Here is a 25,133-nt window from a genome sequence, read left to right as displayed (position 1 = left end):
AAACTGCTTTATCGTACACCGCTCTCCAACTTAAATAAACGACGTCCGAATAAGAACTGGAGACTGAGATGAAGACGAGAAAGCTTGGCAAAACAGGACCGATGGTTTCGGCCATAGGGCTTGGATGCATGGGTATGTCTGACGCCTATGGCGAAACAGATCGTTCAGAGAGTATCGCCACGATCCATCGAGCGATCGAGGGCGGCGTAACGCTGATCGATACCGGAGATTTCTATGGAACCGGCCACAACGAGTTGCTGATCGCAGAGGCGTTGAAGGGACGCCCGCGAGACAGCTATCAGCTCAGCGTAAAGACGGGCGTGCTTCGCGATCCGGCGGGCGGCTGGGGCGGTACGGACTGTCGTCCGGCGGCACTCCGCAATTTCATCGCCTACTCGCTGCAAAGGCTGGGTGTGGACCATGTCGACGTTTATCGCCCGGCTCGCCTCGACCCGAACGTGCCTATCGAGGAGACTGTCGGTGCGCTCGCACGACTGGTCGAGGAGGGCTCTGTTCGTCATATAGGTCTGTCGGAAGTTGGCGCCGATACGATCCGGCGTGCGGCGACCATCCATCCGATCGCCGACGTGCAGATTGAATACTCGCTGGTATCACGTGGCATCGAGGACGCGATCCTGCCGACATGCCGCGAACTCGGCATCGCCGTCACCGCCTATGGCGTCCTGTCCCGCGGTCTGATCAGCGGTCATTGGCATCCTGGCGCCTTCAAGCAAGGTGACACCCGCTCCTTCGGCCCGCGCTTCCAGGGCGAGAACCTCGATGCGAACCTGAAACTCGTCGAGGCATTGCGCCAAGTCGCGGACGCGAAGGGCCTGACCGTCGCACAGATCGCCATCGCATGGGTGATGGCCCAGGGGCAGGACATCATCCCGCTCATCGGCGCCCGCCGCCCGGACAGGCTCGCCGAGTCACTGCAGGGCGCCTCTGTTGAGTTAACGTCGAAAGACCTCGCAACGATCGAGTTCGCTATCCCGCGCAACGCCGTTGCCGGCGAACGATATCCACCGGCAATGCTTGCCCACCTCGACAGCGAGCACGCTCACGGCTGATGCGCATGGATACATCCGAGACCTTCCTGGGACCACTACGAAATTCTCGGATGCATATATAGAGGTTTTCTGATGGCATCAAAAATCGGATGCTCGGTGATGACGGGGGGGACCTCCGGTCTTGGGCTCATAGCCGCGCGCATAATCGCGAAGCGGAGCAACTTACTGATTGTCGGCATGCGCGGAGCCGGCCCCGCACTCGTGGGAGAGGCTTTGCCCTTGCAACTGGCGAGCCTCGAATCTGTCGGTGATTTTTGCCGGCAGGTTCTAGACCGATGTTCCGGGAGCGGCATCGACCTGCTGGTTCTCAATGCCGGCGGCAACTTCGCGCTCGAAAAGACCGAGGATGGCTTCGAGAGCAATTTCGCGGTGAACCACCTTGCGCACTACCTGATAATTCGGAAGCTCTGGTCTGCTCTAACACCGGGTGCGCGCATCGTACTGACGACCAGCGGCATACACGACCCCGAAGAAGGCGCGGCGGTGCCCGCCCCGAAGCACGCCGACGCGCACCGTCTGGCATATCCAGAGACCGATCCTGGCCGAGATGAGAATGTCTCAACGGCAGCAGGACGCTCCTATGCTGCCGCAAAGCTCTGCAACTTGCTGACGGCGCAGGCATTGTCGCGCGATCCCTCAGTGCGCGCGAAACATATTCGGGTCTTGGCCTACTCACCGGGGCCGACGCCGGGCACCGGGCTTCTCGGGGGGCGTGGCCGCGTTATCGGCTTGGCGTTCAAATATGTGCTGCCGCTGGTAGCGAGGTTCTCTCCTGCGCTTCATACGCCGAAGTTGGCGGGATCAACCCTTGCCGAAGTTGCGTTGGGCGAGATCGAGCCACCCGTCGATCAAGTCTATGTGCTGCTCAAGAAGGGGAAAGTAACTTTCCCGGCCCCTTCGGTGCTCGCACGCGACGAAGTTGCCATCGCTCGCATGTGGAGCGACAGCGCTAAAATGCTCGGCCTTCATGAGGAGATTGAACAGGCATGAACGAGACGGACAAGGTTGGCACGACCGATAGCCGTCGGGCGGCGCGGATACTTGATGCAGCTGCCAAACTCTACATGACGTATGGTGCCAAGCGGACATCAATGAACGACATCGCCACTGAAGCGGGGATGGCGAAAGGAACGCTGTATCTATCCTTTAAATCCAAGGACGAACTATTCCACGCACTGATTCAGAGCTGAGGGATCCCCACAAACTTTGGCTATTCGTCGCATAAGGCCTGCTCGTTGACCTCCTCGCGAAGGCTTGCTTGAAACGTTTTACAGGAGGCCCAAGGGGCGGCACCACCTCGAGGATATCGTAGCCATTCCAGGCCCAGCCGCCACACGGAGAGCACATGCCGGTGCCGGATACTATTGCTCTGGTAGCAGTGCTGTTGGCCGCTGTCACGGACATGCAGGCCGACAACCATCACGACGACATTGGCCAGCATGGCGATCAGCAGCAGGATCTCGATGCGCTTGCCTTGGCGAGATTGGTGCATGCTGAAGCCCAGCCCAAACAAAGGGCTCTTGATGTCACGGAAGCCTTCTTCAATCTGCATGCGCTGCCGGTAGATAGCGACCAGCTTGTCCGCCAACGTTGAGCGCTCTGGCAGATTGCTGACCAGCACCCAGGGCTCCTTCTGACGCCGGGCGATCGCCTGGCCAACAGCGCCCCATCACGTCACGCAACGCGTGCAGGCGTTTAGCGTGGACCACGGGGAGTGATGAGGTCAGCAGAGTGTGCAAGAATCGAGAGGCCTGCATGGGTCTCCTTCAGCATCGTTGTGTGTTTGGCGGCTTACAACGTGCCAACCCATGCAGGCCTTTTCAATTATATCGTGCTGATTTTATTATATATTTCCTGGGAGTTCCTCAGGGTCAAAGTGTGGGTCAAAAACTTTCATACAAAGAATAAGCCGCTGAAATCAGCGGCTTATTCGATATTCGTGGCGGAGGGGGAGGGATTCGAACCCTCGAAGCCTTTCGACTTACACACTTTCCAGGCGTGCTCCTTCGACCACTCGGACACCCCTCCGCATTGTGGTTCTTGCTCACGGGCCAGCGTTGGCGGCTCGGCCTATGCGTCAGAACGGCGCAAATACTAACGGCTTAAGTGCGCGTTTGCAAGCCGGTTTTTGCCCGGCGACCGGCTCAGTCGGCCTTCAGCACCGCGTAGTCACCACGGGCTTCCAGGCACAAGGTGCCGCCACACCAGAGCTGCTGTACCAGGGCGATTCTCCCACGGCCACGGCTTTCCAGCTGCGACGCCAGGCTTTCGGTGCCTTCCGGTGCCTCGGGGGTGCAGGTCATGCGGTAGTCGCCGGTTACCGGCGCCAGGAAGCGCTGCGTGGCGTCGGCCACGACGACGTCCCGGGCGAGCCCGCGTTCGCGCAGCCATAGCGTGGTCCAGCACCATCCCAACAGGGTGGTCTGGGCGGTCAGCGCGCCGCCGAAGCCGGTGCCCTTGTCATTGAGATTCGGCTCGAGGGCGAGTTCCCAGGCCAGGCTCTCCCCTTCCCTGGTCATGTCACGGATGCCCAGGTGCGCCACCATGGGTATCGCCCCGGCAAGCCAGGCCAGAAACGCTTGCGGATCGTCAGCCTGGCCGGGCTCAGGCAGTGGTAGGCGCGGGTGGGGTATGCCGATTCGGCGCATGCTCAGTTCCAGCGCTCGACGAAGTCGCTGGGCCTGTGTTCGGCAACAGGCTTGTGGCGCCCAGCCAGTTGGCCCAGGTAGACGAAGGCGATGAGCTCGTCCTCACCTTCCAGGCCCAGCCCCTTGCGCACGGTAGGGTCGAACAGGTACTTGCCGCTGCGCCACATGGCGCCGAGCCCCAGGGCGTGGGCCGCCAGCAGGATGCCGTGAGCGGCACAACCGGCCGAGAGCACCTGCTCGATCTTCGGCACCTTGGGAATGTCCGGCGTCACCTTCGCCACCACGGCGATGATCATTGGCGCCCGCAGCGGCTTCTTGCGCGCGGCATCCAGGGCCGCATCGCCGGCATCCGGGTCCTCGCGAAATTCCGCCTCGGCGAACAGTTCTCCCAGGCGGTCGAGCCCTTCACCCGAGAATTCGATGAAACGCCAGGGGCGCAACTCCTTGTGATCGGGTGCCCGCAGCGCGGCCCGGTAGATCGCTTCGAGCTGTTCCGGGCCCGGCGCCGGGCCGATCAATTTGCCCATGGAACTGCGCTCATGCAGCAGCGTCATCGCATCCATGATGCTCTCCTCATCGGCGGCTCTTGCCTCCGTTGGTTTCCTGTTGGCGTATCGAGCACTTTACCCAAGCCGCTATTGTCGTGCCAGCCGCAGCGACTCGGGCGGCTTTTCGCCCGGGGTGCCTCGCCAGGGGCTGATATCGAGCCCACCACGCCGTACATAGCGCGCCAGCACCAGTAGCCGTTCGGGCCGTGCCCGCGCCATCAGGTCGGTGAAGATGTGTTCGACGCAATGCTCGTGGAAGTCCTGGTGCTGGCGGTAGCCGACCAGGTAGCGCAGCAAGCCTTCGCGGTCGAGCCTCGGTCCGCGGTAGCGGATCAACACGCTGCCCCAGTCGGGCTGTCCGGTCACCGGGCAGTTGGATTTCAGCAGATGGGAGTACAGCGTCTCCTCTACCACGTCTTCACTCACCCTGAGGTGCTCGGTACTCGGTGTGTAGTCGCTGATCTCGATATCCAGGTCGTCCAGGCATTCGCCCGGCAGTTCCCGAACGGCAAGGGCCGGGGCATCGACGTCGAACAGTTCGACCGATACCGGTGCACCGGCGGCGGCTGCCAGGTCTTGCTCCAGGATGGTGACGACCCGCTCGCGGCTGTCGAAGCGGGTCTGGTTGAAGCCGTTCAGGTAGAGCTTCCAGGACTTCGACTCGATCAGGTTGGGCGAGTCCGCCGGCAGCCGGAAGCGTGCCACGGCGACGATCGGCTTGCCGCGTGCGTTGAGCCAGGAAACCTCGAAGGCGTGCCATTCGTCCTGGCCGACGAAGGGCAACGCACCCGCCTCGATACCCAGCGGCGCGCGGTTGGCGGCTCGGGAAATGGGGTAGAGCAGCGCGGCATCGTACTGCTCCGGGTAGGCGGACTCGCGCCCCAGCGGGGCATGTTCCAGGGTGTCGGGACGATGATGTGCCATCAGCTGCGAATTCCTTTGCCGTTCTCCAGCATCCACAGGGCGATGCCGAACAGCACCACGATGAAGGTGAAAATGGCGGCCAATGCCCAGCCCACCGGGATGTCGGAAACCCCCAGGAAGCCGTAGCGGAAGACATTGACCATGTAGAGGATGGGGTTGAGCATCGATACGCCCTGCCAGAAAGTCGGCAGCAGCGAGATCGAGTAGAAGACCCCGCCCAGGTAGGTCAGGGGTGTCAGGATGAAGGTCGGGACGATGGAGATGTCATCGAACTTCTTGCCCAGCAGCGCATTGATGAAGCCGCCGATGGAGAACAACGCCGCGGTGAGCACGACAACGCCGATGGTCAGGACAGGGTGCGCCACGCTGATTCGGGTGAAGAACAGCGATACGATGGTGACGATCAGTCCCACACCCAGCCCACGGGCCATGCCGCCCAGCACGAAGCCGGCCAGGATCACCCAGTTGGGCATCGGCGACACCATCATCTCCTCGATGGAGCGCTGGAACTTGTTGGAGAAGAACGACGAGGCCACGTTGGAATAGCTGTTGGTGATCACCGCCATCATGATCAGCCCGGGCACGATGAAGTCCATGTAGCTGAAGCCGTCCATCTCTCCGATACGCGAACCGATCAGGCTGCCGAAGATGATGAAGTACATGGTCATGGTGATCGAGGGCGGCAGCAACGTTTGCGGCCAGATGCGCGTGAAGCGCTTGATCTCCTTGTGAACCAGGGTCCAGAGGGCAATGGCGGTCTGGGTGGGATTCATGCGCGTGCCTCCGCCCGTTCGGCAGCGGCCTTGTCTTCGTTACCCTGCTCGACCATGGAGACAAACATCTCCTCGAGTCGGTTGGCTCGATTACGCATGGAAACCACCTGGATGTCCTTCTCGCTCAACGCCGTGAAGATGTCGTTCATGCGTTGCCCGCGGTGGACCACCACCGCCAGCTGGGCGCTATCGACCTGGCGCACTTCGAACCCCGCGACGTCGGGCAGCTCGTACACAGGATGTGCCAGGTCGAGCAGGAAGGTCTCGGTATCGAGCTCGGCCAGCAGTCCCCTCACACTGGTGTTCCGGATGATCTCGCCATGGTTGATGATCGCCACGTTTCGACACAGACTTTCCGCCTCCTCGAGGTAGTGCGTGGTGAGGATGATGGTGGTGCCCTCCTCCCGGTTGATGCGCCGCATGTACTCCCACATGCTGCGACGCAGTTCGATGTCGACCCCGGCGGTGGGTTCATCGAGGATCAACAGCTTGGGCCTGTGCATCAGCGCCCGGGCGATCATCAGGCGCCGCTTCATGCCACCCGACAGCATGAGGGCATTGCCGTTGCGCTTGTCCCACAGCCCCAGGTCCGTCAGCAACTGCTTGGCCCTGGGCAACGCCTCACGGCGCGACATGCCGTAATAGCCCGCCTGGGCCAGCACGATGTCGCTCACGTTCTCGAACTGGTTGAAATTGAATTCCTGGGGCACCACGCCCAGATGGTACTTGGCCCGGGGGAAGTCGCGATCGATATCGATACCGAAGATCGAGACCTGGCCGGCCGTCTTCTGAACCAGCGAACAGACCACTCCCAGGGTGGTGGACTTGCCAGCGCCATTGGGGCCCAGCATGGCAAAGAAGTCACCCTGCTCGACATCGAGATCGATGCCCTTCAGGGCGTGGAAGCCGTTGCCGTAGACCTTGGTCAGGCCACGGATCGACAGCGCCGGTTCGGCCATGCGCAACCTCTGTTCGTTGAAGTGAGAGAGTCAAAATGCCGTCAGGCAAGGCTGAGGAGATGGGGGTACATACGAAAACTTCAAGGTAACCGCTCCCAGCGGCTCTCGCGAAGTGAAGGCCCAACAATCCATGTCTTTCTATTTTCCGGCACGAAAATGACCCGTGAGAGCCGTGATGCCACTGTGCCAATCATGCCGAGCCACCGGAGATGATAATGACGCTGATGGCAGCCGGTTGCAGCCTGGGGTTCGCCACCGCATGGCTGTCGGTAGCTGAAAAACGGCTTGCAGGGGATGCCTGAAATTGCCTGCCACAGACTGCCAGGTTAAACTAGTCCATGATTCTGCCCATCCACATATCGCGGTCCAGAAGAATTCATTTATAGTCAATAAATTATGGGTCGGATTCGATTCCCGCAGCCCGCTCCACTTCGACTTTCCAGAAACTTCCAGCATAGTCGCTAGAAAGAAGGCTAATTCAGGCTTTCCTTATCATGTTTTGAGCCTGGTATAGCAGCAGGTATTAGGCGCTATCATGGAAAAATCTCCCTTCACATCGACGTTCCTCCGCCACGACACCCCGTTCCATCGCGAGGACGGTATTACGGTGCTTAAATCGAGTGAAGGGCTGGGGTGGGCCAGCCTCTATTCGCAGCTCACTGTCGAAGAGCCGCACGATACGGTCTGTAGCGCGGTACAGGACATCTGGTTCGTTCTGCAAATTCAACCGGTCAACCTGTGGCGCCGCACCGGCGGCAAACAGTTCCAGGGAGTGCTTGCACCCGACAGCATGGTGCTGACCGGAGCGGGCGATGCCTCTCGGACCGTCATTGCCAACAAGACAGAAGCGCTGCATGTATTCGTGAAGTCCGCGACCTTCGAGGAAGTCGCCCACGAGATGTTCGGCGCCTCAGGTGCCGGCCAGGAAGAGATCGCTTCCGTCGTCGGGCTCGAGGATCGAGCCCTCAGCCTGTTGCTACGTAGCGTCAAGCAGACGCTGGACGACCCATGGGACGTTGCCCGTCTCAAGGCGGACTATCTGGCACACGCCATCGCTGCGCACACGCTCAGAAATGCCGCCTCCTGGCGCGGCAGACCGGAGCAGGAGACGAAATACCGTCTGGGCACGTACCAATTGAAGGCAGTCACCGAGTATCTGGAAGCCAATTTAAGCGCCAGCCTGCACCTCGACGACCTCGCCGCCGCCGCCAATCTCGGCCGGACGGCTTTCCTGCAGCAATTCAAGGCGTCCACGGGGCAGACACCGCATCAGTACCTCATGGCAGCTCGTGTGCGCAAGGCTTGCGAGTTGCTCAAGGGTAGTGCAGTGCCCTTGAGCGATATTGCCTACGCCTGCGGGTTCGCCGACCAAGCCCATTTCAGCACGACCTTCAAGCGCATCGTCGGCGTGACACCTTCCCAATACCGGCGCGAGTTTTTCTGACGCTTCACTGATGAAAGCTTGACCCAGCGCCGTGCCTGACCCCGGTTATCAAAACCGCTGGCACACACAAAAGTCCTTTTCTAAAAATACCGGCCGCTTCTACAAGACGGAGGCGGCGGCCCTCCTCGAAAATGAAGACAAACAGACACTGAACTTGGTCTTCCCATGATTTTCGTTGGAACTCGAATTCTCCTGTCTCCCTGCAAATGGCGCTCTCTGGCCCTGCTCGCCTTGGCCGCGGCACCCTCGGCTCAGGCAGTCGAGCCCGCAGCAGTCGGGTACAGCATGCAGGGCATCGTGCAGGTCAGCCTTGACATAGATCGTGGCTGCCTGCTTAGCAGCGTTGCTGAACGGGGTGACATGCTGCGGCCGGCCCGGCTCGATTTTGGCCGTTATCCGCGCCTTGATCCGGCTGGGGGCCCTCTTTCCGCACAGCTCGTCAATGATGACACCCCATCCCTGCCGCTGGCCAGCCTGGAATGCAACCCCGAGGTCGAATATCAACTGCAGGTGGACGGGGGACAGAACGCGGGCAGTGGCGACAAGCGTTACCTGCGGCTGACGGCCGATGACACCGTCATTCCCTATCGTTTGTTCATCGACGCCGCACGCCGGCAGCCACTGGATACAGCGCCGATATCCCGACGCGCCGGCACGGGACAAACCGAATTGTCCCTGTACGCCAGCGTTGTGCCCCAGGCATCTGTCCCCAAGGCAGGTCGCTACCAGGACACTCTGCGCATGACACTGACCTGGTAGTCCGCAGCAAGGCTGGAAGGCCAGCCTGCGCCTCTCGTTTCAACCCACAAGGATCTGAAGATGACATTGCACAAGACCTATCTCTCTCTCGCCGCTGCGAGTATTGCCTGCCTGCTGCCGCTGAGCCAAAGCCATGCCGCGGTCTCCGGTCAAGTCCAGGCCACACTGAATATCGACAGTGGCTGCGAAGTGAACGGCTCGGTATCGGGTAGCGCCAACGATTTCGGCGAGCTGGACTTCGGCCGGTCCGGCCCGATCTGGAGCAACGTGCTTACCGCAGAACTGGCCACCGGTGGTGGTGGCGCCCTGGAAGTCACCTGCGATTCTGGTGTTGGTTCGTTCAGCGTCAGCATCGACGGCGGCCTGAACGGTGATCGTGCGCTCAGCGGCCCAGACTCCAACACGGTTGACTACGAGCTGTACCAGGATGCTGGCCGGACTCAGGAGTTTGTTGCCAACACACCGGTGAGCTACACCGTCAGCTCGGGCGACCCCATCGCCGTGCCGGTCTATGGCTCCATCCTGCCCAACGCCACCGCCAAGGACGCCGGTCTCTACACCGACACCCTGACCGTGACCGTGGAATTCTAATCCAGCAACGCTGCCGCAGCGCTCTCGTCCGAAGCGATTGCGCCGCGGCAACGCTTGAGTCTTCGCTATGAAATCTCTTGCTTCACTGCTATCCGGTGGTGTGGCCGCGCTCGCCCTGGCGTTCGCCGCGGCACCGGGCCAGGCCGGCACCACCACAGGCTTCATCGATACCACCCTGGTGTTGATGGACAGTTGTGCGGTGAACGACAGCATCGCAGGCAGCGATGCGGACATCGACTTTGGCACCCTCGATTTCGGCCAGGCCAGTACGCAGTTCAGGCGCCAGGACGCGGTTCTGGTCGGCAGCGCCGGCGAGGGCATCATGTTGCGCTGCTCGACCGGTACCAGCGTGTCGCTGAAAGTACTGGGCGGCACCAACGATGCCCATGGCAACCCCGCGCAGCATGCCCTGGTGAATGCGCAGACGGGCTCGCAGTACATCCCCTATGACCTTTACCTCGACCGTGCGCGTACCCAGGTGCTGCCCAACAACACGGCGATATCCATCGTCGGTAATGGCAGCAACCAGCAGATCGAACTCTATGCACGCGCCTTTGGCGCGCCGGGTATCTCGACCGGCATCTATACCGACGTTCTTACCCTGCAACTGGAGTTCTGACTTGGTCACTATTGCTGGAGTCACCGCCATGTACCTTCGCTACCGTCCAGACGCTTGTACGATTCGGCGGCTTTGTGCGGCGCTGTGCGCTTGTGTCGTGGTGTCGGCCCATGCGGCTGAAACCTCCATCCTGCGGGTATGGGCCAGTATCACTCCGGGTTGCCAGATCAACGGTGTGATAAGCCCGGAGGCCGGCAAGCTGGGAACCCTGGATTTCGGCCGGCACCCGGCCATCGCCACCGACAGCCTGGTTACCGGCTTCGCTGCCAACGCCGCCGTCACACTTTCCTGCACGCCTGGCGTGGCGTTGTCCATGAGCCTGGACGGCGGAAGCCATTTCGCCAATGGCGAGCGCAATCTCGACAGTGGCAGCCATCGTATTCCTTACCAGTTGTATCGCGATGCCGGCCTGAGCCAGGCGGTCCCCGTCAACCAGAGCGTCGCGGTTGTCTACGACAACCCCAACGATATTCGCCTGCCGATCTATGCGGCCCTGCAACTGCCCGGCCTGAGCCCGCCCGGTACCTATCAGGATGTCTTGACCGTGACCTTGTCATGGTGATCCGAGGAGCCCCCATGCCCATTGCCCTCTCATCTTTCGTTCGCAGCCTCGCTGCGGCATTGCTCACCGCCGCGCTGTGGCTGCCCGGAGCCGCGCTAGCCGCCAGTTCGATACTGATCTGGCCGATCGACCCGGTCCTGGAAAGCGACCAACGCGCCAGTGCGCTGTGGCTGGAAAACCGTGGCGACAGCCAGGTGCTGCTGCAACTGAGGATTTTCGCCTGGAGCCAGGACGGCAAGGAAGAACATTACACCGAGCAGCGTGACGTGATCGGCAGCCCGCCGATGATCCGCATCGAGCCGGGTGCCAAGCAATTGCTGCGTCTTACCCGCCTTGCAGACGTGCCACCGGGCACCGAGCAGGCATACCGGATCGTGGTCGACGAAATCCCCACTGCAGAAAGCCAGGCCGACAGTGGGGACGGCCTCAGCCAGGCGATCCGTTTCCAGATGCGCTACTCCGTACCGCTGTTTCTCTACGGCGAGAATCTCTGGCTCAAGCCCGACCCGACCAAAAAGCGCAAGACAGCCGCCGGCGAGCCACGGTTGAGCTGGAACATCGAGCGTGACGGTGGCGAGGCCTACCTGGTGATCCGCAACGATGGTCCGGTGCGGGCGCGTTTGACTCAGGTGGCGTTCGACCAGGGCGGCCAGGCGCTCAGCGTATCCGACGGCCTGCTCGGCTACGTGCTGGCACATAGCAGCTACCGCTGGCCACTGCCGGGCAGAGTCGCTGCCGGCGCCAGCCTTCACGCGACCGTCAACGGCGCCGGTTCGCCACAAGCCATCCAGCAGTTGCCTTGAGGCGCTACGGCGATTGCCCGCTATGGAAAAACAGCCGATCTGTCACCGCCCGTCAGTCATCCGCAAGCCGCGTAGCCTTGCCCCCTTGGCGCTGCTGGCACTGGCACTGCCCACCCTGGACGCTCGGGCCGCCCCGCTGCCACCACCACCGCGGCTCGGTGAAATACCAGCAACAGCAAATGCCACGCTGTTCCTTGAACTGGTTGTAAACCAGCGCTCCAGCGGTCAGGTAGTGCCGGTGCAGATGCAGGATGGCCATTATTTCGTCGCAGCCACGGACCTGAGCAAGGTTGGCTTGCAGTTGCCCGCCGATAGCCGTGGCAAGGTGCAGGTCGACGCCGTCGCCGACATGCGCGCCGAGTACGACGGCAGCAGGCTGCGCCTGTTGCTTGACGTGCCGCCGCACTGGCTGCCGGAGCAGCAACTGGGCCGCAGCCAGGTATTCGAGCGCACCCCGGCGCAGAGCAGCTTTGGCGCGCTGCTCAACTATCAGGCCTATAGCAACGCTCCGGACCATGGTTTGAGCTACACCTCGGTGTGGAACGAACTGCGCCTGTTCGGCAGCTACGGCGTGCTGAGCAATACCGGTACCTACCAGCACCCCTATTCCAACAATAGTCCGCTCGGCCGGCGCTACCTGCGCCACGACACCTACTGGCGCCATTCCGACGAGAACCGCATCCTGACCTACGAGCTGGGCGACTTCATCAACAACCCCCTGGCCTGGAACACTCCGGTGCGCATGGCCGGTGTGCAGATTTCGCGCGACTTCTCGCTGCGTCCGGACGTCATCACCTACCCGTTGCCACAGTTCTCGGGGGAGGCCGCAGTACCGACCACGGTGGACCTGTTCATCGACGGTTACAAGAACAGCTCGGAAAATGTAAATCCGGGGCCGTTCAGCATCACCAACGTGCCCTTCATCACCGGTGCCGGCGAGGCTGTGGTGGTGACCACCGACGCCCTGGGACGGCAGGTCACCACCACCATGCCGTTCTACATTTCCAGCTCGCTGCTGCGCCCCGGGCTGTCGGATTTCTCGTTCGCCACCGGTGTCCTGCGACGCGACTATGGCCTCAAGAATTTTTCCTATGGCACCGGCGTCGCCAACGGTTCGTACCGTTACGGCGTAAACGACTATTTCACCCTGGAGAGCCACGCCGAGGCTGCCAGCAGCTTCGCCCTGGGAGGCCTGGGCGGGGTGTTCCGTCTGGGCAATCTGGGTACACTCAATGCCGCCTACAGCGGCAGCCGCCAGCATGGCGAGGAGGGCAATCAGGTCGCCGCCGGCTATCAATACACCCGGAGCCGTTTCAACGTCGGAGTCCAGCATACCCGGCGCAGCAGTGACTATGGCGACCTGTCCAGCCACGACAACAACTACCGGTTCAGCCGCCGCAGCACTCAGGTGAATGCCAGCGTATCGCCGGCTCAACTGGGCAGCTTCGGCGTCGGCTACTTCGACATCAAGGCACATGACAACAGCCGTACACGCCTGCTCAACCTGAGCTGGAGCAAGTCATTGTGGGCCGACAGCAACCTGCTGCTCTCCGCCAACCGCGAGATTGGCGGAGACGATTGGGCCTTCGGCATGCAACTGATGATTCCCTTCGGCGGGCGCAGTTCGGTCAGCACCAGCTTCGAGCGCAGCGCCGACAAACTCGAAACCCGGCGTATCGACTATCGCCGTTCGGTGCCCAGCGAGGGAGGCTTTGGCTGGGACCTGGCCTATACCGACAGCGACAGCGCCGATGCCTATCGCCAGGCGAGCCTGACCTGGCGTGGCGACCGTTTACAGGTCCAGGGCGGCGTTTATGGCAGCAGCCGGAACTACAACCGTTGGGTCGACGTCAGCGGCTCGCTGGTGCTGATGAATGCTTCGGTCCACGCCGCCAACCGGGTCGGAGACTCTTTCGTGCTGGTCAGCACCGACGGCCAGGAGGACATTCCGGTGCGCTACGAGAACCGCCTGGTCGGCTCCACCGACAGTGACGGCCACCTGCTGGTGCCCTGGAGCACCTCCTACTACAACGCCAAGTACGAGATCGACCCCCTCGGCCTGCCTTCCAGCTTCGACACACCCAAGGTTGAACAGCGTGTCGCCGTCAAGGCCGGCAGTGGCTACCTGCTGCGCTTCCCGGTCAGCCGGGTGGCTGCTGCCAGCATCGTCCTGCACGATGCCCAGGGCACCCCCCTGCCAGTTGGTTCCGCAGTCCAGGGCGACAACGGCCAGAGCGACTACATCGGTTGGGGCGGCCTGGTTTACATGGAGCGTTTGAAGCCACACAACCGCCTGCAAGTGGCGTTGCCCGAGGGAGGCACCTGCGAAGCGACTTTCGATTTCGAGACCCAGGCCGATGAAATTACCCAGATCGGTCCGCTGGAATGCCGCTAAGACGGACAGACAGACTCAGCAGGAGTAATGCATGAAACCCCGGATGATTCGAATACTGCTGGCAGTGGCGCTGCTCGGCGGCGTGCTGCAAACACCCAGCGCATGGGCTGGCAGTCGCTGTGGGCCAATCACCGGCCAACTGGTATCCCTGGGCCAGTATGGCTCGCTCGATATCGAGACACGCCACACCAACGTGGACGCGCCAGGCGGCCTGTACTGCAACCGCGACGGCTTCGCGATCTACGGTCAGGACTGGATCCGCGTACGGCTGGAGGACGACGCTGGCGGCAGGCTGGTCAACCAGGCAACGGGAGACAGTGTCCGGTACAGCATCTACACCTTTGGTGACTGGCAACCGTTGGTGATCGGTCGGGACCTGGACCTGACCCAGTTCAAGTGGATCGGCGGCACCGCCGACGCCCTCGACGTCCCGTTATTCTTCCAAACCGAACCGACGCTTGACAGCATTCCGGCCGGCACCTACACCGCCGCCGTGAGACTGCGGTGGTTCTGGCAGATCTGTCCCGGCACGCAGGTCGCGAAGTCATGCCTGGCCTGGGGCGGCTGGGACCGCAGCAAGGGACTGAGAGGTCTCTGTCTCACCGGTTGTTCAGGCGTCCTCAACTGGGGGGAAGGAGAAGTCGCTACCCTGACCCTGCGGTTGATCGTGACCAACCAGTGCGAAATGGTCACTCCGGATCTCAACTTCGGCAGTGCCGCGCTGGTGAGCGGTTTCTCCCCGACCATCGGCTCGGTGCAGGTGCGCTGCAGCAAGAACGCCAGCTACACCGTCGGCATGAGCCTGGGCAGCAACCCAGACGGCACACAGCGACGCATGCGCAACGGCAACCAGTACCTGGCCTACGAGCTGTACAAGTCGACCAGTGGCAACGACCGCTGGGGCGATCAGGGCAGCGAGCGCCGCACCAGCGACGAAGCGGAGGTCAACCCCGGTGTGCTGGACGGCAGGACCGAGCAGATCTTCAACTATCGCGGGGTGATCCTGCCGGATCAGCCAACGCCACCAGCCGCGGTTTACACCGACAACGTGCAGGTGGACGTCAAGTTCTGAGCAAGCCTGTCTTGTCAGCGGCGGCGAATGGGGCTACAAGCCTCTGGAAGAGTCGATACATCCGTACTACTACTCGCGCCCGCTCAGTTATCTGGCGATGGCACGCGAGCAGGCGCCCGAGTGGCCTGACGTCGTTCCCATCGGGCATACGCGCTGCGTGTGCCCGCTTTTCATCCCCCACTTCCCTTCAGGGGTGCCCATGGCTCTCATGTTTCCTCGCTTGGCGAGAAACTTCATAAAAAACGGCTACTTCCCGACCGACGAACCCACGTTGGAAAGATGCCTAAACGCACTCGTGCCGGCAGGTCCAGCAACCCAGTAAATTCAACAAGGTGCTCTTGCCCGAACCGGAAGCACCCACCACCGCACACGCTTCGCCCCGGCGAATCTCCAGGGAGACCTCCCGCAGGACCGGCAGGAACTCACCCCCAATCCGATAGCCATGACCCACACCATGAAGCCGAAGCAGCGGCTCCCCCGCTTCGTTCGGGGGGCTCATGCCATCCCTTTCGGCGTCATCCCTTCTTGTTGCTGTCGTTGTCATTGAAGGTCCAGTTCATCTCCAGCAAGCGAGAGAACGGGTTGCGCTCGCTATCCTGTTCACGGCTCACCCCGAAGAAGGCTTCCATGATGCGTTCGTTTAACCCCCATACAACATCCCACGCATTCGCGGAAGCGACTGTCCTACTCACGCTCTTCCGCGTCTTTCTGCTCAAGGCTACGCAGCGCCATCTTTAGCAGGTTCATGCCATCTTCGTTTTCAAGCACTGCTCTGATGTCGATGCTGCGCAGCACACTCCCCTCTTCATCACCCATCACGACGAAAAAGCTGTCCAGTGACGCTTTCACTCCATTCGTATAGGCGGGTAACTCCGGAAGCTCCTCATTATTAGCTGGAAATCGATTGTTTTCTACGGGAGCTGATACACCACGCCAGGCTCTTTCCGCCTCCGTCATGCCAGAGATCAATTTGGCGTCTGTCTGCCTGGCCATGTTACCCACCGAGCCACTATCACCTTCCGTCGCATATAGCTCGCGGCGCAGTTCAAACATCTGGTTTCTGAAGTGAGTATCGTTCTCCGTCATCTGCAGAAACGCCAAATAGCGCTCTGCTGAGGTAAAGTCTCCAGAGTCATCAAAGGCGATTTTGGAGAGGGAGTGCCTATCCAGTTCGGCGAAAGGGTTTTCGGAGGATGCTTGGGGGAACGGCTCGTCGGTATTATAAAATTTCGACAGCAGGTGATTGGCCGCCTGCTCTGCGATAGAAAGCCTGTTTTTGTCCAAGCTGTCCGGTCGCTCCAGCAATATCTCCGCTTCCTTGCCCGTTTCCTGGAGCTGTTCATGCATTTTTTCTAGAAAAGCGTCGAACTCGGCAGGAGAGACGGTTGCCGCGCTTTCCTTCAAGAGGATTTTTGACATCTCCATCGCCATGGCGGAGAGCGTGACCACGGCGCTTTTTTCGTCACTCCGCGTCAGGGGAAGGCTGCCGCCTACCCCGGATGAGTTCACTAGCAGAGGAGAGTCACCGGCCTGCAATCCAGTATAGCTCCCATTATTTATATGGTGGGCGCTCATGGTACCGCGCCCTAGCACCTTCTCGTTATAATGATTGTTAGTGGTCAAGAGGCTGCTGGCATAGGTAGAAGAGTATGTTTCCACGACTTGTCTCCGCTTATAAATAGACGAATAGCACCCTCAGATTTACAGGGCCAAGGGCAGTCAATGATCAGTAGACCGTAAAGGTTGCGGTATATTGGTAGAGTTCGGACCACCGCTCGTTACTCAGCCGGTCCGAACAAATAGAGCCCCCTCCTGCGCTATTGAATCTGCTTTCATAATCGGGAACGTAAGATGCTTGCATGTCATATCTCCTTATGACGATCCAGGGAGTACTTTCCTTACTTGCTTTCAGACTCATGGGCATTGAGCCGATCCAGCACTGCGAAAAGGTTGAATAGATCTGGGGTTTGCGCAGCCTTGGGACGGTGATCGGTATCGTCGTTGATCCGCTGCTGAAGATTTTCTGTATAGTCGACCGGATATTGTGCTTTCTCGATCGGGGGAAATGATTCGTAATAAGCTAGAACTTCCGAATAGAAATTAGTCATTTTCCCTGTGCTATTATATTCTGCTATGGTCTTAGCGACTACTTCCCTTTTCCAGGCTTGTCTTTGTTCAGCGGCCTCATAATATGCTGTACGGCGTTCATTGACAGTATAGGCGCCGCTATCATCATAGATAATCAGTGTTAATTGATCATTCGATAGACCGGAAAAGGGGTTGGGCGTTTCACGGCTGCTATTTGCCGTGTTGACGAAGTCGGTGGCCTGCTGGGCGCGAGCCAGCAGCGCGGGATCGTCGGTATTGGGCACTTCGCTGTCGTGGCGTGCCTTGTTGGCCGTGTAGTTCGGCCCGAGAATCTGTCCGAGCCGTTCCTCGGCCCTGACACCCAGCTCTTTGCGGCTCAGGGCGCTGTCACGCTCATCGGCACGTAGGGCGCTATCGCTTAGTTGCTGGGCCAGGGTGGAAAGCTGACTGGAAGGCGACGACGAGCCACTAGCCGACGATGAAGCGTCGGTGTATTCGATCGTGCTGGCGGTTGGCGTAACCCGGGTGCTGTTATCTGCAATGGGTTGGCCGACCTGGGAGTTCGGAATACCGATGATGTGGGTCATGAGAACGCTCTCCTTAGCCTCTCTTACTTGTGTTGGATATCTTCAGCAGATCGAATAGCCGTGATAGCAGGCTTTGCGCTGTGTTTCTCGCCTCACTCTTGCCGAAGAAGCCCTCCAGCAGCCGTTCATTGAGGCCATGTTTGGAGATTTGGAATGATGCCAGTGCCTCCTTGACCTGATCTTCTTCGGTCGGTGCTTCCGAAACACTGGGCCTATGTAGCGTGACTTCATCTGCTGTATGAAGAATGTAGTTGTTTTCTATCCAGACATGAGTCGAGAACTTGGCACCTAGCTCCGCCACCTCATCAGCTCTGGAGGAAAATTGGATTACCATTTGTTCCAAAAAATCAAGATTACTGCTTAGACCAAAACCAATTCCCGGGTCCAGCCTCCACCTTATAAAACCTTGATCAATATCTGTTGAGCTTAACGCCCCCCCTGACAGGATTCTTTCAGCAGTAGCGGCATCCTTTTCAGTAAAGCTTATCGTTTGTTTTCGACCTTGCAGATCGTATGAACCCTCATTGAAGCTTATCAGCATGGTGCCATTATCGTGTTTACGATAACGCCCTAAATCTCTAGCCAACTGATCCACATACCGTAGGTCCACGCCTTTCTCATACGCCAGCTCATACACTTCTGAAATAAGCGATCGATCACTCTCCGTCAAGAAATGTTGAGGCAGCATGCCCATATATTCGCCATTCGTACGAATACTCGGCAGCACAGGCGGCTCCCCACTTTCTGAGGAAAACAGTCGAGAAGCCATGATAGCGCGACCACTAAGGGTAACCGTGCTGCTTTCTTGTGCTTGTTTACTGCCTCTTACATTAACCTCTGTGCTTTGAGTGAGGCTGGCCGCTTTGCCAGCCTCATACTTTACAGAAGCTAGTGTGGCGTTTTCGATATAGCCATTTCCCACACCATGGATGCCCATCTTCTCACCGTTTAGTAGCGAAAGTTAAAGGTTACACTATCATTACAGCATTTTCTATTTGTCTCGAAAGTGTTCCTGTAGCGCTATCCGCTTCATATACAAGCTCGACATTGGAATCGATATCAAAGAGCTGACCGTTAAAGCTAGAGATGTTTCCCGAAGAATTCGGCGAAACAAGTATACAGTCTACAGAATTGCTAGCGTAGGGAGCAAAATAGCAAAGCTCGACTCTCTGCCCAATGGCATCGGGATACCACATCGTTTGCCATTCAATGTCAGTAAGTTCTTTTCTTGGCAAAATAGCATCTTGAGGGCAATCAGCTCTCGTAGGATGATGGAATGATTGCTTTATACCACCGCCGCTACTAAGTGCCAGCATCCTTCCAGGATTACTTTCTGTTGAAACAGAAGCCTCTCTTGATTGTCCGAGGACAACACCCCACAATGCCAGAAGGAAAAAGCCAATAGCTAGACAAGCACCAACTTTCTTTTTCACTTCAGCTCTCCTGCTTAGAGGCATGAGACATTGGGTGGTGTTCACCCAGTTTTGCGGCTAAGCCTGACCTGCATCGGCGGTGCTGCCAGCTGTGGTACAAGCAATTCACATACACAGATGGCTAGACACATAGAATGCCCTCCGGCTGTTTTTAGATGGCCGTCTAACTAGGACTATCGGCAGGGAGAGGCAAAGCTTTATGGCTGGAGATACATTTTTCTTACTAGATCTTAGTCTTATCATTGGTCCCGCATCAGGCTACCTCAAAGTGTGACGAGCGAGCAGCCTGACACCGATACCAATAGGATACGAAGAGCAGATTGGCGAAGACGAAACGAGGCCAACCCATCCAGGGTCAGCCCTCCCATCGATTCACGGTGAAGGGCATTGACATGATTGCCAAGTGTCGCGAACATGCGCTTGAACTGATGGTATTTTGCTTCGTGTAACGTGAGCTCGGCTACTTGAGGACTGCGCATCGACAGCTCAGCGTTTCCGTTGGATGTCAGAGATGGTGGGAGTCACGGTTTTTCTGGCTGTGCCGGCAGCACTGGTATGGCGGGCAGCCGATGGACCGGGGTCATGGTCAGTGAAGTAGCGAGCTGATCTTGTCTTGCTGAGGGAAGAGATGTGGAACCACTTACAGATACAGAGGAAAGATCGGTCGTCACCTCCTGAGAGCCTGTAAACGTGGCAACACCTTGGACTTCTGCAGATCAAAAACTGGAGCGGGAAACGAGATTCGAACTCGCGACCCCAACCTTGGCAAGGTTGTGCTCTACCACTGAGCTATTCCCGCTTGTCTGACATAGTATGCTATCGGCATGCCTGCCGGAAGGGTGGCGTCCCATAGGGGGTTCGAACCCCTGTTCCCGCCGTGAAAGGGCGGTGTCCTGGGCCACTAGACGAATGGGACTCAATACCCACCGAAGTGAGAGCCTGGAGCGGGAAACGAGATGACAATCGAGCTTCTAACTCCTTGATTGTAAAAACTTTCCGCCGCCAGCCAATCAACAACGGCCGCAATTATGGACTTACTTTGCCTTCCAGGCAACCCTTGCGCCAACTTTTCTTCAAGGACAGACTCCGGCCAGCTACTGGCCGTTGGAGAGCCCCCTCGTGTTTGGTGATCCTGATGCCCATGGCTCTTGCCGCTGTGCGACGGTTTGATTTTACCCCGCCCCGATCGTGAAACAGCGAGAGGATTTATGCAACGCTTCCCTTGAAAGCCGTACTGTGAAAGGCGACTAGTTCGGCCACTTCGCGCAGGCCTGGCTCCTCGATTTCCGGCGGTTCGCCACCAGCCAGGACTTCCAGCACGGTCCGGACTCCGCGTGCCAATGACTCAAGATGATAGCCACCCTCCAGAACCATGACCAAACGCCCATCGCAATGCTTGTCGGCCAGTTCTTGCACGATACCGGTCAGCGCGCCAAAGCCGTTGTAGCTCAAGTTCATGCATAGATCCAGTTGATGCATATCGAAACCCGCCGAGACCAGTATCACATCGGGCTTGAACCATTCCACCGCCGGAACCAATATCTCTCGATAGACTTTGATCAACGCGGGGTCGCCGCAGCCGGCCGGCAAGGGAACATTGACGGTCAATCCCTCGCCCAGGCCCTCGCCCACTTCCTCCTTGCTGCCGGTTCCGGGGTAAAAGGGGGGGGCACGATGGGTATCGAAAAACATGACATCCGGCGAGGCCCAAAAGATGCTCTGAGTCCCATTACCGTGATGGACATCCCAGTCAACGATCAATACCCGCTCGCAACCCAGCGCAGCTTGGGCATGGGCCGCAGCCACGGCAACATTGTTGAACAGGCAAAAACCGCGAGCGCGTACCGAGTTTGCATGATGGCCGGGGGGCCGGCAGAGAGCGAATGCACTGCCGGCACGACCGCCGACAACGGCTTCGACTGCGGCAATGGCCGACCCCGCGGCCACTTCGGCTGCATCGACGCTGCCTGGCGAAACGGCGGTGGTATCGACATCCAGCCAGGCCTGCTTACCACGCAGGGCATAAATATTCTCTATATAGGACGTGGTATGCACCCTACCTAGCTCCTCCTCCGTAGCCGCTCGGGCCGTCTCATAGCGCACACCCGGTACGGGTTCACGCGTCAACAAATCAGTAATGGCCAGAAGCCGTCCCGGATGTTCCGGGTAGCTCCATTTTATGACAGCGGCTTCGAAAAGCCCTCCGAGAATTGCTTGCACACGGCTATCCAACTTCCCAGGTTGGAAAGGCTCCTCAGCATCTGGCTTATGAGCCAGCATACGGTCATCATGTATAACTAATACATCTCGTTCGCCGATCAAGATAAAATCCTCCATGGGTACATTCGGAAATGGAATTATCAATTCCAGTGTAGTCGATGCGAGCCTAATAGGTTGATAGAAAATTCGGGTATCGGGTGCTCAATAACGGCATGTTGCCTCCCGACACAGGCGCCGCCAGATAATCTACTGATGTTGTGGTACGACAAGGCGTTCGAATTATTCTACACCCGAATTTCCGCAATAACCTCACCGGTTTCCTCATCAATTCCTATCTCACGAAAGCCAAAACTGCCGTAGAATCCACTGGCAACAGGGTTGCTTTTAACATAGCAAATCGAAATTTTTTCAACGCCGCCTTTTTCTCTTATTTCCGCCAATATGAGATCCATGGCCTTACGGCCGAGACCTTTTCCTTGATATTCCTTATCAATCATGAAACGGAATATGCTGTATTCTTTTGGTTTATTGTGGCGTTCCAATGATTCGTACATGAGAAAACCAACCGCTTTGTTGTCACAATAGATTGCGCAAGGCCGGTACGTTGAATGGAACTTTGATTCGGCAATGGAGTACAGATTACCGGCAACATATCCACGTTGATCCTCAGTCACTTCAAGAGCAATGACTTCTTCAAAATTCACAAGAGTGACTTCTTTCAATTCAAGCTTCATTATTGAGTTACCCGCATGAGGAACACGCATGAAAAAATAATCCACCATGGTGTCGGGGTCCTGCCGGATCAGAAGGTGACTCCATAGTACGGCTTCCTTTTTAGATGGATATTTTTTCAACTGATTCAATGGGTTGAAATGATCACCCCATCACATGGCACCCGTTTTTCTGAAAGGCAAGGCTTGTATGCGATGGAAAGGAAAAACAAGGGAAGCTTTCCGGACAGCAGGGTGCTATGTTAACTACCGCACAGATGGATCGCCATCATGACACATATGACAGCGCATTACTCCTTTTCAGGGCGATGCGCACCAGCAGAGAAACCTCATGAATAGAATCTTTTATATTATCGGTGTCGTCGTCGTCGTACTCGTCATTCTTTCGTTCCTTGGCCTTCGCTGAAACGGACCTGGCCGATCAAGGGTCGGCTGGAAACGGACACCGTCAGGGCTTGATATGCGGCTGGTCATGCAACACCGCATTCAACAGTGAGCTGTGGATTTCGATGCCGCCATTGTAGGAAATGAAACCCAATTCTCGAAACCGGTTCATGAAGAAGCTCACCCTTGAGCGGGTAGTGCCGACCATCTGGGCCAGCGTCTCCTGACTGATCTTCGCGATCATCGGCGTCGGATTGCCTTCCTGGCCGAAATTCGCCAGTAGAAGCAACGTTCGGGCAAGACGCTTTTCGCTGGAGTTGAACAACTGATCGACAAGGTCCGCCTCCACACGGATGGCACGGCTCAGCAGGTGGGAAATGAACGTTTCGGAAAACTCCGGTTCCTCTTGGATCAAGCGTACGATGGCCGCTTTCTCCAGCCGTATGATGACCGCCTCGGTCAGGGTCGTCACCGTCGATATGCGCAGTGCCTGCCCGGCAAGACATCCTTCGCCGAAGAACTCTTCCTTGCCAAGCATGGCGACCACCGCTTCCTTGCCCTGCTCGGACACCACGCTGACCTTGACCTCGCCTTCCTGAATAAAGAAGACCGCATCGGCCGCAGCGCCCTGAGCGAAGACGACCTGATCCTCGTGGTATCGATCGATGCGTTGTCCCTCGCCTATCTTCGCCAAGAACGATGTCACCTCGAATGACGGTAGGTCGTCGGTCGCCATATCACGGACTCCTGTTGGGGATATTTAACGGTCAGTATTTAGAAGCGTCGTCGCTGACACGCTAGGGGCGGGCCGTCGGATTCCTGCCATCAAGCATAGCACGCCTGGGTGCGGCGATTGTCAGACGTGTTTTCGGCGCACTTCGGCCTGATGCGACTCATGCCGTGGGGCGAAGAGAAGCGGCGCCCGGTTTCCTTTCGGGAAGCACATGCTTCGACCGGCCTGCGGGGATGACAGTGGCGTCACCTGTAATGGCTGGCCTGGCTGGCGAATCGAGCCCCCAGAAATCGGCGATGTGGCGTGTGGAAGAGATATTCACCTCGAGCATATAGGCACCACGCGAACCACAACTGTTGCGTCCTCCCGTCTTCAATGGCGTACCGTGACCCATCCCGGTGATGTTGTATTCTTCGATGAGTTCATGACCGTCGGCATCGCTCCAGACACGCCGAGGATAGCCGTTGACGATGTGCGTGCTTGTCGGCATTCGTCCGAGATCGTGAAGCACCCGCCACTGGTCGAGAATCGCCGTGGCATTCGAGGGGGCGACCGTATGGTCGCCGCTCCCGTGCCACACCGAGAGTGTCGGCCAAGGCCCGTCATATCCCGAGGCATCACGTAACCGTGTTGCGAGCTGTCGTGCTGTCGGCTCTCCTTTTCCCTTCATTCGACGCAGTGCGGCCAGAGCGGTGTATGCACTCCCGAACGGTAGCCCGGCGATGATGGCACCGCCGGCGAAGACGTCCGGATAGGTCGCGAGCATGACCGATGTCATGGCGCCACCCGCGGACAAGCCGGTGATGAAGATGCGCTGGCGATCGATACCATGATCGCTGACTACCTGTTCGACCATATGCCGAATCGAGAGGGCCTCACCGGCACCACGCCGGGTGTCACGTGGCTCGAACCAATTGAAGCCAAGCAGCCAATTGTTCGAGCGTTGCTGCTCGGGAAACAGCAGGGCGAATCCGAACTGGTCGGCAACCTCGGACCAGCCGGCGCCATGATCATAGTCCTCCGCTGTCTGCTTGCAGCCATGCAGCACGACGACCAGTGGCGCGCCCTCGGCCAAGTCTGTCGGTATATGCGTTCGAGCCTGCAAGGCGCCTGGATTGGTTCCGAACTCACTCAGGGTCGACAGATGGTCGCCGCTACCGCTGCTGTTTCTTTTCATGTACGTGAGAGGGTTCATTAAATCCATTTGCGTGAAGGAGGGTATTAAATCTATGTACGCGAAAGGGTTCAGTAGATTTACCATGATATTGTCCTTGCGTGATCAATGCCGACGGCTCCTCGAGTGAGCACGCCCAAAACGTATGTCTTGCCAGGCACGCAGGAGGAAATGCTTGTCCGGTCTTGCCCAGCCGTAAAGGACATAGGGAGGCGGTGGCAGGAAACGATGCCTCCATGCCAATGACGTTACGCCTATGCTCGGGGAAAGGCTGTGCAAAATTGATCACATCATCGAGGACGGGGGGCGGCAATGGTTGGTGCTGAGGCCGTCGGCCCCCATACCACGCTCCGCCAGCCTGGTCAGGCCGGCTTGATCTCGGAAAATGCGGGCTTCCCGAAGGCAATCTCGGAATGGTTCTCAATGGAAGGCGTCGCTGCCTGTCGGGCATCGTATCGGGGAGCACCGTCAAGGCATATGTAGGCGGGGCCGATGGGCTTGTGCGGATCAAAACTGGAGCGGGAAAGGAGATCGATCGGACCGGCGCCCCGGATCACGGCCCGAGCCTTGGCACATTCGAGGGTGAACAAATAACTGGAGCGGGAAAGGAGATCGA

Annotated in this window: 27 protein-coding genes and 3 tRNA genes; 11 read left to right on the top strand and 19 right to left on the bottom strand. The window is 58.6% G+C overall.

Annotated elements, in window-relative coordinates; genetic code table 11:
* Positions 1–68: 68 nt before the first annotated feature.
* The 3 genes from C1H69_RS15145 (at position 69) to C1H69_RS15135 (ending at position 2,260) form a co-directional block, all read left to right on the top strand.
* Positions 69–1,070 (top strand): aldo/keto reductase, encoded by a 1,002-nt coding sequence (locus C1H69_RS15145; protein ID WP_102654224.1) that lies wholly within the window; start codon positions 69–71, stop codon positions 1,068–1,070.
* Between the two features lie 72 nt (positions 1,071–1,142).
* Positions 1,143–2,060, top strand: a complete 918-nt coding sequence (locus C1H69_RS15140) for an SDR family NAD(P)-dependent oxidoreductase (protein ID WP_102654223.1) — start codon at positions 1,143–1,145, stop codon at positions 2,058–2,060.
* Positions 2,057–2,260 carry a TetR/AcrR family transcriptional regulator gene (locus tag C1H69_RS15135; protein WP_102654222.1) on the top strand — a complete coding sequence of 68 codons (204 nt, stop codon included), beginning with the start codon at positions 2,057–2,059 and terminating at the stop codon, positions 2,258–2,260. The genes C1H69_RS15140 and C1H69_RS15135 overlap by 4 nt, the downstream gene beginning before the upstream one ends.
* 20 nt (positions 2,261–2,280) lie before the next feature.
* Here the strand turns inward: C1H69_RS15135 and C1H69_RS15130 are convergent, their stop codons facing one another.
* From C1H69_RS15130 to C1H69_RS15100, 7 genes are all read right to left on the bottom strand, one after another.
* Positions 2,281–2,718 (bottom strand): transposase, encoded by a 438-nt coding sequence (locus C1H69_RS15130; RefSeq protein WP_102654221.1) that lies wholly within the window; start codon positions 2,716–2,718, stop codon positions 2,281–2,283.
* Positions 2,719–3,010: 292 nt separating this feature from the next.
* Positions 3,011–3,098, bottom strand: a tRNA-Ser gene (locus tag C1H69_RS15125).
* A gap of 116 nt (positions 3,099–3,214) precedes the next feature.
* Positions 3,215–3,718: a YiiD C-terminal domain-containing protein gene (locus C1H69_RS15120; protein ID WP_102654220.1), complete on the bottom strand. Its 504-nt coding sequence runs from the start codon at positions 3,716–3,718 to the stop codon at positions 3,215–3,217.
* Between the two features lie 2 nt (positions 3,719–3,720).
* Positions 3,721–4,281, bottom strand: coding sequence for a nitroreductase family protein (locus C1H69_RS15115; protein ID WP_102654219.1), 561 nt, complete (start codon positions 4,279–4,281; stop codon positions 3,721–3,723).
* 72 nt (positions 4,282–4,353) lie between these two features.
* On the bottom strand, positions 4,354–5,190 hold the full coding sequence (gene queF, locus C1H69_RS15110; protein ID WP_102654218.1) for an NADPH-dependent 7-cyano-7-deazaguanine reductase QueF: 837 nt from the start codon (positions 5,188–5,190) through the stop codon (positions 4,354–4,356).
* Positions 5,190–5,963: an ABC transporter permease gene (locus tag C1H69_RS15105; protein WP_102654217.1), complete on the bottom strand. Its 774-nt coding sequence runs from the start codon at positions 5,961–5,963 to the stop codon at positions 5,190–5,192. The genes queF and C1H69_RS15105 overlap by 1 nt, the downstream gene beginning before the upstream one ends.
* Positions 5,960–6,922 (bottom strand): ABC transporter ATP-binding protein, encoded by a 963-nt coding sequence (locus C1H69_RS15100; RefSeq protein ID WP_102654216.1) that lies wholly within the window; start codon positions 6,920–6,922, stop codon positions 5,960–5,962. Before C1H69_RS15100 ends, C1H69_RS15105 begins: the two co-directional genes overlap by 4 nt.
* Before the next feature lie 535 nt (positions 6,923–7,457).
* Here C1H69_RS15100 and C1H69_RS15095 point away from each other — a divergent pair.
* From C1H69_RS15095 to C1H69_RS15060, 8 genes are all read left to right on the top strand, one after another.
* The gene (locus tag C1H69_RS15095) at positions 7,458–8,366 is read left to right on the top strand and encodes a helix-turn-helix domain-containing protein (RefSeq protein ID WP_102654215.1); all 909 of its coding nucleotides are present in this window, start codon (positions 7,458–7,460) and stop codon (positions 8,364–8,366) included.
* A gap of 165 nt (positions 8,367–8,531) precedes the next feature.
* Complete coding sequence (locus C1H69_RS15090) at positions 8,532–9,125, top strand: Csu type fimbrial protein (protein ID WP_102654214.1); 594 nt, start codon at positions 8,532–8,534, stop codon at positions 9,123–9,125.
* 60 nt (positions 9,126–9,185) lie between these two features.
* Positions 9,186–9,716 (top strand): Csu type fimbrial protein, encoded by a 531-nt coding sequence (locus C1H69_RS15085; protein WP_102654213.1) that lies wholly within the window; start codon positions 9,186–9,188, stop codon positions 9,714–9,716.
* A 67-nt stretch (positions 9,717–9,783) separates the two neighbouring features.
* Positions 9,784–10,335, top strand: a complete 552-nt coding sequence (locus tag C1H69_RS15080; RefSeq protein WP_102654212.1) for a Csu type fimbrial protein — start codon at positions 9,784–9,786, stop codon at positions 10,333–10,335.
* Between the two features lie 28 nt (positions 10,336–10,363).
* Positions 10,364–10,897: a Csu type fimbrial protein gene (locus tag C1H69_RS15075; protein ID WP_165789498.1), complete on the top strand. Its 534-nt coding sequence runs from the start codon at positions 10,364–10,366 to the stop codon at positions 10,895–10,897.
* 14 nt (positions 10,898–10,911) lie between these two features.
* Positions 10,912–11,700 (top strand): fimbrial biogenesis chaperone, encoded by a 789-nt coding sequence (locus C1H69_RS15070; protein WP_102654210.1) that lies wholly within the window; start codon positions 10,912–10,914, stop codon positions 11,698–11,700.
* A 22-nt stretch (positions 11,701–11,722) separates the two neighbouring features.
* Positions 11,723–14,095, top strand: a complete 2,373-nt coding sequence (locus C1H69_RS15065) for a fimbria/pilus outer membrane usher protein (RefSeq protein ID WP_102654209.1) — start codon at positions 11,723–11,725, stop codon at positions 14,093–14,095.
* A 31-nt stretch (positions 14,096–14,126) separates the two neighbouring features.
* Positions 14,127–15,167, top strand: coding sequence for a Csu type fimbrial protein (locus tag C1H69_RS15060; RefSeq protein ID WP_102654208.1), 1,041 nt, complete (start codon positions 14,127–14,129; stop codon positions 15,165–15,167).
* 283 nt (positions 15,168–15,450) lie between these two features.
* On the opposite strand, the gene C1H69_RS24435 is transcribed toward C1H69_RS15060, so the two are convergent.
* The 12 genes from C1H69_RS24435 to C1H69_RS23860 form a co-directional block, all read right to left on the bottom strand.
* Entirely contained in the window at positions 15,451–15,666 is a 216-nt protein-coding gene (locus tag C1H69_RS24435) for an ATP-binding cassette domain-containing protein (protein ID WP_102654206.1), read from the bottom strand.
* Positions 15,667–15,851: 185 nt separating this feature from the next.
* Positions 15,852–16,826, bottom strand: a complete 975-nt coding sequence (locus C1H69_RS15045) for a hypothetical protein (protein WP_133154985.1) — start codon at positions 16,824–16,826, stop codon at positions 15,852–15,854.
* A 239-nt stretch (positions 16,827–17,065) separates the two neighbouring features.
* Positions 17,066–17,842, bottom strand: a complete 777-nt coding sequence (locus C1H69_RS15040; RefSeq protein WP_102654204.1) for a hypothetical protein — start codon at positions 17,840–17,842, stop codon at positions 17,066–17,068.
* A 13-nt stretch (positions 17,843–17,855) separates the two neighbouring features.
* The gene (locus tag C1H69_RS15035) at positions 17,856–18,779 is read right to left on the bottom strand and encodes a hypothetical protein (RefSeq protein ID WP_133154984.1); all 924 of its coding nucleotides are present in this window, start codon (positions 18,777–18,779) and stop codon (positions 17,856–17,858) included.
* A 31-nt stretch (positions 18,780–18,810) separates the two neighbouring features.
* Positions 18,811–19,275 carry a hypothetical protein gene (locus tag C1H69_RS23300; RefSeq protein WP_133154983.1) on the bottom strand — a complete coding sequence of 155 codons (465 nt, stop codon included), beginning with the start codon at positions 19,273–19,275 and terminating at the stop codon, positions 18,811–18,813.
* Positions 19,276–19,999: 724 nt separating this feature from the next.
* Positions 20,000–20,074: transfer RNA gene (locus C1H69_RS15025), tRNA-Gly, on the bottom strand.
* A 41-nt stretch (positions 20,075–20,115) separates the two neighbouring features.
* Positions 20,116–20,191: transfer RNA gene (locus C1H69_RS15020), tRNA-Glu, on the bottom strand.
* A gap of 290 nt (positions 20,192–20,481) precedes the next feature.
* Positions 20,482–21,612 carry a histone deacetylase family protein gene (locus tag C1H69_RS15015; RefSeq protein ID WP_102654202.1) on the bottom strand — a complete coding sequence of 377 codons (1,131 nt, stop codon included), beginning with the start codon at positions 21,610–21,612 and terminating at the stop codon, positions 20,482–20,484.
* Positions 21,613–21,779: 167 nt separating this feature from the next.
* On the bottom strand, positions 21,780–22,277 hold the full coding sequence (locus C1H69_RS15010; RefSeq protein WP_102654201.1) for a GNAT family N-acetyltransferase: 498 nt from the start codon (positions 22,275–22,277) through the stop codon (positions 21,780–21,782).
* A gap of 397 nt (positions 22,278–22,674) precedes the next feature.
* A complete protein-coding gene (locus C1H69_RS15005; protein ID WP_102654200.1) occupies positions 22,675–23,346 on the bottom strand; it encodes a Crp/Fnr family transcriptional regulator in 672 nt (223 codons plus the stop codon).
* A gap of 157 nt (positions 23,347–23,503) precedes the next feature.
* Positions 23,504–24,520: an extracellular catalytic domain type 1 short-chain-length polyhydroxyalkanoate depolymerase gene (locus C1H69_RS15000; protein ID WP_102654199.1), complete on the bottom strand. Its 1,017-nt coding sequence runs from the start codon at positions 24,518–24,520 to the stop codon at positions 23,504–23,506.
* 359 nt (positions 24,521–24,879) lie between these two features.
* Positions 24,880–25,133 (bottom strand): hypothetical protein (locus C1H69_RS23860; protein ID WP_205738502.1); only part of this gene is annotated, 254 nt, incomplete at its 5' end.

Source organism: Billgrantia endophytica, assembly GCF_002879615.1.
Classification (GTDB): domain Bacteria; phylum Pseudomonadota; class Gammaproteobacteria; order Pseudomonadales; family Halomonadaceae; genus Halomonas; species Halomonas endophytica.
This window is presented reverse-complemented; position numbering and strand designations above follow the sequence as displayed.

What these genes read in the sequence shown, in the direction of transcription:
- C1H69_RS15145 (WP_102654224.1), top strand. Translation starts at nt 69, where the DNA reads ATGAAGACGAGAAAGCTTGGCAAAACAGGACCGATGGTTTCGGCCATA.
- C1H69_RS15140 (WP_102654223.1), top strand. Translation starts at nt 1,143, where the DNA reads ATGGCATCAAAAATCGGATGCTCGGTGATGACGGGGGGGACCTCCGGT.
- C1H69_RS15135 (WP_102654222.1), top strand. Translation starts at nt 2,057, where the DNA reads ATGAACGAGACGGACAAGGTTGGCACGACCGATAGCCGTCGGGCGGCG.
- C1H69_RS15120 (WP_102654220.1), bottom strand. Translation starts at nt 3,718, where the DNA reads ATGCGCCGAATCGGCATACCCCACCCGCGCCTACCACTGCCTGAGCCC.
- C1H69_RS15115 (WP_102654219.1), bottom strand. Translation starts at nt 4,281, where the DNA reads ATGGATGCGATGACGCTGCTGCATGAGCGCAGTTCCATGGGCAAATTG.
- queF (WP_102654218.1), bottom strand. Translation starts at nt 5,190, where the DNA reads ATGGCACATCATCGTCCCGACACCCTGGAACATGCCCCGCTGGGGCGC.
- C1H69_RS15105 (WP_102654217.1), bottom strand. Translation starts at nt 5,963, where the DNA reads ATGAATCCCACCCAGACCGCCATTGCCCTCTGGACCCTGGTTCACAAG.
- C1H69_RS15100 (WP_102654216.1), bottom strand. Translation starts at nt 6,922, where the DNA reads ATGGCCGAACCGGCGCTGTCGATCCGTGGCCTGACCAAGGTCTACGGC.
- C1H69_RS15095 (WP_102654215.1), top strand. Translation starts at nt 7,458, where the DNA reads ATGGAAAAATCTCCCTTCACATCGACGTTCCTCCGCCACGACACCCCG.
- C1H69_RS15090 (WP_102654214.1), top strand. Translation starts at nt 8,532, where the DNA reads ATGATTTTCGTTGGAACTCGAATTCTCCTGTCTCCCTGCAAATGGCGC.
- C1H69_RS15085 (WP_102654213.1), top strand. Translation starts at nt 9,186, where the DNA reads ATGACATTGCACAAGACCTATCTCTCTCTCGCCGCTGCGAGTATTGCC.
- C1H69_RS15080 (WP_102654212.1), top strand. Translation starts at nt 9,784, where the DNA reads ATGAAATCTCTTGCTTCACTGCTATCCGGTGGTGTGGCCGCGCTCGCC.
- C1H69_RS15075 (WP_165789498.1), top strand. Translation starts at nt 10,364, where the DNA reads ATGTACCTTCGCTACCGTCCAGACGCTTGTACGATTCGGCGGCTTTGT.
- C1H69_RS15070 (WP_102654210.1), top strand. Translation starts at nt 10,912, where the DNA reads ATGCCCATTGCCCTCTCATCTTTCGTTCGCAGCCTCGCTGCGGCATTG.
- C1H69_RS15065 (WP_102654209.1), top strand. Translation starts at nt 11,723, where the DNA reads ATGGAAAAACAGCCGATCTGTCACCGCCCGTCAGTCATCCGCAAGCCG.
- C1H69_RS15060 (WP_102654208.1), top strand. Translation starts at nt 14,127, where the DNA reads ATGAAACCCCGGATGATTCGAATACTGCTGGCAGTGGCGCTGCTCGGC.
- C1H69_RS24435 (WP_102654206.1), bottom strand. Translation starts at nt 15,666, where the DNA reads ATGAGCCCCCCGAACGAAGCGGGGGAGCCGCTGCTTCGGCTTCATGGT.
- C1H69_RS15040 (WP_102654204.1), bottom strand. Translation starts at nt 17,842, where the DNA reads ATGACCCACATCATCGGTATTCCGAACTCCCAGGTCGGCCAACCCATT.
- C1H69_RS15035 (WP_133154984.1), bottom strand. Translation starts at nt 18,779, where the DNA reads ATGGGCATCCATGGTGTGGGAAATGGCTATATCGAAAACGCCACACTA.
- C1H69_RS15015 (WP_102654202.1), bottom strand. Translation starts at nt 21,612, where the DNA reads ATGGAGGATTTTATCTTGATCGGCGAACGAGATGTATTAGTTATACAT.
- C1H69_RS15010 (WP_102654201.1), bottom strand. Translation starts at nt 22,277, where the DNA reads ATGGTGGATTATTTTTTCATGCGTGTTCCTCATGCGGGTAACTCAATA.
- C1H69_RS15005 (WP_102654200.1), bottom strand. Translation starts at nt 23,346, where the DNA reads ATGGCGACCGACGACCTACCGTCATTCGAGGTGACATCGTTCTTGGCG.
- C1H69_RS15000 (WP_102654199.1), bottom strand. Translation starts at nt 24,520, where the DNA reads ATGAAAAGAAACAGCAGCGGTAGCGGCGACCATCTGTCGACCCTGAGT.